At 39.9% G+C, this 6,082-nt stretch carries 6 protein-coding genes and 2 pseudogenes; all 8 read right to left on the bottom strand.

What is annotated here, in order from left to right; translation table 11 throughout:
• Nucleotides 1-162: 162 nt before the first annotated feature.
• Entirely contained in the window at nucleotides 163-498 is a 336-nt protein-coding gene (locus LX69_RS14650; protein ID WP_245935035.1) for a nucleotidyltransferase family protein, read from the bottom strand.
• Nucleotides 476-898, bottom strand: a complete 423-nt coding sequence (locus tag LX69_RS14645) for a nucleotidyltransferase substrate binding protein (RefSeq protein ID WP_111446798.1) — start codon at nucleotides 896-898, stop codon at nucleotides 476-478. The genes LX69_RS14650 and LX69_RS14645 overlap by 23 nt, the downstream gene beginning before the upstream one ends.
• A 704-nt stretch (nucleotides 899-1,602) precedes the next feature.
• Nucleotides 1,603-2,001, bottom strand: coding sequence for a HEPN domain-containing protein (locus LX69_RS14640; RefSeq protein WP_111446797.1), 399 nt, complete (start codon nucleotides 1,999-2,001; stop codon nucleotides 1,603-1,605).
• Nucleotides 1,982-2,326 carry a nucleotidyltransferase domain-containing protein gene (locus tag LX69_RS14635; protein WP_111446796.1) on the bottom strand — a complete coding sequence of 115 codons (345 nt, stop codon included), beginning with the start codon at nucleotides 2,324-2,326 and terminating at the stop codon, nucleotides 1,982-1,984. The genes LX69_RS14640 and LX69_RS14635 overlap by 20 nt, the downstream gene beginning before the upstream one ends.
• 595 nt (nucleotides 2,327-2,921) lie before the next feature.
• A pseudogene (rhuM, locus tag LX69_RS18260) lies at nucleotides 2,922-3,011 on the bottom strand (RhuM family protein); the annotation flags it as partial.
• Between the two features lie 491 nt (nucleotides 3,012-3,502).
• Nucleotides 3,503-3,715: pseudogene (locus LX69_RS18390) on the bottom strand (type II toxin-antitoxin system RelE/ParE family toxin); the annotation flags it as partial.
• Between the two features lie 74 nt (nucleotides 3,716-3,789).
• On the bottom strand, nucleotides 3,790-4,032 hold the full coding sequence (locus tag LX69_RS14620) for a hypothetical protein (RefSeq protein WP_111446794.1): 243 nt from the start codon (nucleotides 4,030-4,032) through the stop codon (nucleotides 3,790-3,792).
• Nucleotides 4,033-4,898: 866 nt separating this feature from the next.
• Complete coding sequence (locus tag LX69_RS14615) at nucleotides 4,899-5,270, bottom strand: GxxExxY protein (RefSeq protein WP_111446793.1); 372 nt, start codon at nucleotides 5,268-5,270, stop codon at nucleotides 4,899-4,901.
• Nucleotides 5,271-6,082: the final 812 nt, after the last annotated feature.

Genomic DNA, 6,082 nt, shown 5'->3' with positions numbered 1-6,082 from the left:
ATCGCTTCCCTTCGCTGGCGCGGTTCTGCGAACCGTGTCCTTTAAAATTTATAAGCGATATTCAAAGTCACGCGTTGCAAACGCGCGCCAGCGAATGTGGATTATTTTACCTCCTACCTCCCGCACTATTGCATTGTATGATCAATTCAACCAAAGTACGGTTTACAAACGCCCATCAGTTGCGTCAGTGTGTGTCAATGGAATTCCAACCCGTTGGATATGTTCCCTTAATGCCGGTTCTTTTATTCTGTTATAGATAATCAGATCGAAGGTGTAAGGCAAATTCAGGTCATCGATGTGGTTGAGTAGCAAGGTCAGATCCTGTAAGTTCAGCTCGCCTTTCAATGCCAAATCGATATCAGAACCCGGCTTAAAAGTGCCCTTGGCTCTGGACCCAAATAATATGACCTCTTTGACTTTAGGATGCTGAAAAAGCACCGACAAAAAGGCCGTTGTTGTTTGCGGACTCAACCCACTATTCATTGTTGTCAGCCACATAAGGTTCCATGGTGCGGAGGAAATCAGTCAGCAACGAAAAATAATGATTTCGGACTGCAAGCGTAATTTCGTCAGCTGTAGCTTTGTCATATGTATGAGACGAGAGTACCCTGCTCTTGACCATTTCCATCCAAATCTCCCCATCAGATATCAAACCCTGCTTAAAAGCCAACCGAATGGCATCTCTTGAGCCCATGATGCCTGTATTCCCTTTTGCTTCCAGAAAGTCCTTCATGACGTTCCAAGCCAGTTCAAAGGTATATTCGAAGCGTTGTATCAAACCTTCTTTCTCCAAATCGTTTAAAGATTCAAGAGCAATGGCATTTTTCAATTGGGTGTATGCTTTTCGATAATTGCTGAATCGTTGTTGCCAGCGGATATCGTCTTGTGATTGTGTCATCGTAAGTTGAATCAGATGCTAAGTTTAAAATACTGTTTTGTCTCCCCTTCGCTAGCGCGCATTTGTAATGCGTGCTCAATTATCATCTTTCCGCAGCAAACTAACCTTTTTGTCGTTCTACTGTTTGTGTTTCTTTGATGATTGAAAATCAATTTAAAGTAGCTGTTTATTAGGCATACGTTACTCATCGACTTGCCGCTTGTTGTAAACAAGTAACCGCTTCAGCGCTTTCCGTAGGAAAGAAACGTGTCCCAGTGTGACTAGCTTTTTGCCATGTTAAGTGTTTTCATTAACATGCATGTTGATCTCCTCTATAATACTTGTGATCCGTTGTTTATTAAGCCCTGCTTTGATGGCTACGGCCATGATGTCCTTGTTGGTCGGTTCCTCGCTAGCGCGCATTTGTAATGCGTGCTCAATTATCATCTTTCCGCAGCAGACTAACCTCCTCATGTGCGCGATTGTGCGAACCGCGTACTTAAAAATTTGTATGTTATAATCTAAGTCACGCGTTGCAAACGCGCGCCAGCGAGAGATAACCGCAGCAAAGTAACCGACTTGTCGCTTTGCGAAGCAAAGTCATCGTCGCCTTCGACGCTTTCCGCAGGAAAGTATTACACTAATTTCATAAATTAAAGAAAGAAAATATTCGTGTCATTCTTTGCTTCGCAAAGCGCTAAAGCGATTACGTGGACTATAATTCTTTAATGATTCATTAATGATACAAGGTTGTTAATCCAATGAATAATTTTCTCACAGAATAAAACGAAGAGGTTGATGTCATTTGGAGTGGGTTTCCCATGTGGTAATAACCCCATCTCTCCCGGATATCTGGCATCAATATATACTTCGTTGATGATTACAAGCAACTCCATGTCATCACCATTCATTGTTAATCCGGTAAGTTTAAGTAATCGGATCAGATCATGCGATTTGACTGTTCCCAATTCCTTTTCTTCCAACAATGCTTTCAAACATTTCTCTATGCATTGTTGACAATGAAACGCCGCGATGTTTGTAAGGCGTTCATTTGAAACCAGTGATTTAGCTGCCAGCAAGTCATCCTCAGCCAATGATAACCATTCAAGCGTTGTTGGCTTCATACAATATGGTTCCTGTTTTTAATAGTTCTCTTTTAAAACCACTGTCGAGTTTCAGAAAACGTTCATACATAGGCTTGGTATGTACAATTAAATCAATATCCGAAACCTCTCTGAGCACTCCGAGTGCTTTGGATATCTTTGTTTTAATTGCCATTTTTTGCATGAACGAATCGGGCATAAAATCATCGTTGGTGACTACCAATAAGTCGATATCGCTATCAGAAGTCTGACACCCCTTTGAATATGAACCAAACAAAATCACTTTCTGGATATTTAAATCAGAAAGCGCTTTTAGGATGATATTTCTAAGTTCTTCAACTTGCATGGTTGGTCATAATTTGTTTATCAATGGTTTTTGTCCACTTAATCGGCTTGCCGCTTGGTTTCTTTCGCTGGCGCGGTTCTGCGAACCATGTCCTTTAAAATTTATAAGCTATTTTCAAAGTCACGCGTTGCAAACGCGCGCCAGCGAAGGAGAGTGTGCCGATGCCAACTTCACCTAATCGTTAAATTTTACTAAGATTCTCTGTTTTTATAACTGTCTTTGACATGCAATGATTTAAACTTTAATATTTTGCTGCTACGCAGTTATGAGTTTCAAACGCGTAATCGCTTCAGCGCTTGGCAGAGCCAAGAATTTAACGAATTTAGCGTAATCGGCCATGCCGCTTTGCTTGCAAACAATTGTGGAGAACAGCTTCGCAGTATTGACCTTGATCTTGCGAACGCAAGATTCTTCAATTCGTTTAATTCGCATAATTCGCGGTTCACAATTCAATGTCGTTAAGTGAAGCCCTGAAAGGGCGATAAGCAATAGCGTTGGGCATCGCCCAACGATGAATGCAACCACAATCTTATAGCCCTGAAGGGGCGTAAGCTCACTCCTTCGCTGGCGCGGTTCTGCGAACCGTGTCCCGCTTTTACAGGATATTGTTAGCCCATCTCCGATATAAAATACCCCTTTTTGATTTCACCCGATAACCAACAGAAGGGATCATGTCCAAATTGTAGTGTTCAACTTGTTAGCTTTTCCCATCAGATGCAGTTGTCGCAAATTTTGCGACAACTGATATGTTCTGCAATCAGCAGCAGTTAGTAAGGATTCCTTACTAACTGAATCAACGATTAATTCCTTCTCCTTGAAGATATTTGAAATGTGGAGGGTAATATTTTTCCGGGTGGTTTGAAATAACTCTGCCATTTGTGCTTGCGTTTGCCAAACCGTTTCATCTTCAATACGTACTTCAAGTTCAATATCAGTATCGTTCAGATCCTGATATATGATAATTTCCCCTTCGCTGGCGCGGTTCTGCGAACCATGTCCTTTAAAATTTATAAGCTATATTCAAAGTCACGCGTTGCAAACGCGCGCCAGCGGTGGGGATCATATTAAAAAGACAATTAATGAGTGCTGCAGACAGTCACTTATGAAAATGATTAATTTTGATATAAATGATGAATGAAATAATCGTTTCAGTAGAGAGAGTTGAAACGCTTTTCATTATAATCTCTTTCTTGACTTACTCTGACGATTGTCAAAAATATTAAGAATGATAACGGTAGTGTTACTGACACGATAAAAAATGATGATCTGTTTGGTGACAGGAAACCCTCTGATTTCTTTTTCTTCGTTTTCAATTGAACCAATTTCGGGATAGAAAGATATTAAATCCAAGAAATCATATACCTTTTTTACAAAGGTTTTAGTTGTTTGTGCACCCCATTCGCTTAATAGTTAATCAATGACTTTGTCAAATTTTTGATCGGCTCTTTTGGTCCATTTTATTTCTAAAGCCATTTTTCGTGCCTATTCTTTATCACGTCATAGCCAATCAAATTTTCTGCCACTTCGCTTTCGTGAAATGATTGTAATAATTCGTCCTTTTCATCAGGTTTTAAACCAGCCCATAAATCACCTGTTTGGGCTTTGCTTTTGGCTTTGATCAAATGGTAAAAGCTCTCCAATAGCTGCTTATTGTCAATGCTGTCTATAAGGTGATGAAAGCTGGTTTTTAATTTTATCGTGTTCATTTTGTTGGTTTTGTTATGTCAAAAATACAAAAACGGTGTGGTTATGTCAATGGCAAAGCCGTCACGAAAATGCCAAGTAGATACAAACATAGCTCACACTGTGTTTTATGCCAACAATCAATCGCTATCAGGCAGTAATAAGCACTTTGCGCCCTTTGCGTTCTTTCCTTCGCGCCTCTGCGGTTAACTCTTCTTTACCGCCTTGCTAGCGCGCATTTGTAATGCGTGCTAAATTATCATCTTCCTTCGCTGGCGCGGTTCTGCGAACCGTGTCCTTAAAAATTAATAAGCTTTATTCAAAGTCACGCGTTGCAAACGCGCGCCAGCGAAGGAGAGTGTGCCGATGCCAACTTCACCTAATCGTTAAATTTTACTAAGATTCTCTGTTTTTATAACTGTCTTTGACATGCAATGATTTAAACTTTAATATTTTGCTGCTACGCAGTTATGAGGTTCAACCGCGTAATCGCTTCAGCGCTTGGCAGGGCCAAGAATTTAACGAATTTAGCGTAATCGGCCATGTAGCTTTGCTTGCAAAGAATTGAAGAGAAACAGCTTCGCTGTTCAATTGACTGTTCGCCAGTTCTTACTCTTAATTCGTTTAATTCGCATAATTAGCGGTTCCTTTTTCTTGCTGTTTAGGTAGATAAGAGTTTCAACCGCGTAATCGCTTCAGCGCTTGGCATGGCCAAGAATTTAACGAATAAAGCGTAATCGGCCATGCCGCTTTGCTTGCAAAGAATTGAAGAGAAACAGCTTCGCTGTTCAATTGACTGTTCGCCAGTTCATACTCTTAATTCGTTTAATTCGCATAATTCGCGGTTCGCCTTTTCTTTTTACTACTTATCGGTTACGCGGTTTATTTCTTATTTTTCTTTCACAATTCGTTTGTACACAAGTGACGCTTCTCCAAAATTAATCAATAAGCCGAGTTTAAATCCTGTTGCTTTCAGGTAATTAAAAACTTGTGCTTCATGAATATTATCCAATTCTTTTACAGCTTTCAGTTCCAGTATAATTTTATCGTAACATTTGAAGTCTGCAATATATTGTTTGTTTAGAATATGCCCATCATAAGAAATGGTTAAAGGTACTTCTCTCTCAGAAGGGATATTTTGTTTTTTTAATTCTATCTCAAGTGCTTCTTGGTAAACTTGTTCTAAAAAACCACATCCTAATTCCCGATGAACTTTCATTGCCGCACCGATGATTTTATAGGATTCGTCTTGATAAATCATTGAATTGTTTCTGATAATTCGTTCAATTCGTCTAATTGACTCCGTCGATCTTCGATTCGCGGTTAAAGATGCCAGTTTCTACTTCGCCGAGGTGTTATATTTTAGAGCGGTTTTCTATTTTTATAACTATCTTCAACATGCAATGATTTTAACTTAAATATTTTTGACTGCTAACGCAGAGAAGAGGTTTAACCGCATTATTGCTTTAGCGCTTTGCCTCAGCAAAGAATTTGGGAGAACAGCTTCGCTGTATTTATTTGATCTTGCGAATGCAAGATTCTTCAATTCGTTTAATTCGCATAATTCGCGGTTCACAATTCAATGTCGTTAAGTGAAGCTCTGAAAGGGCGATAAGCAGTAGCGTTGGGCATCGCCCAACGATGAATTCAACCACAATCTTATAGCCCTGAAGGGGCGTAAGCTTACGCCTTCGCTGGCGCGGTTCTGCGAACCGTGTCCTTTAAAATTTATAAACTTTATTCAAAGTCACGCGTTGCAATCGCGCGCCAGCGAAGGAGAGTGTGTCGATGCCAACTTCACCTAATCGTTAAATTTTAATAAGATTCTCTGTTTTTATAACTGTCTTTGACATGCAATGATTTAACTTTAATATTTTGCTGCTACGCAGTTATGAGGTTCAACCGCGAATTTAACGAATTTAGCGAATTGAAGAGAAACAGCTTCGCTGTTCAATTGACTGTTCGCCAGTTCATACTCTTAATTCGTTTAATTCGCATAATTCGCGGTTCTTTTTTTCTTGCTGTTTAGGTAGTTATAAGTTTCAACCGCGTAATCGCTTCAGCGCTTGGCAG

It is taken from the genome of Breznakibacter xylanolyticus (assembly GCF_003254275.1).
GTDB classification, from domain to species: Bacteria; Bacteroidota; Bacteroidia; order Bacteroidales; family Marinilabiliaceae; genus Breznakibacter; species Breznakibacter xylanolyticus.
This window is presented reverse-complemented; position numbering and strand designations above follow the sequence as displayed.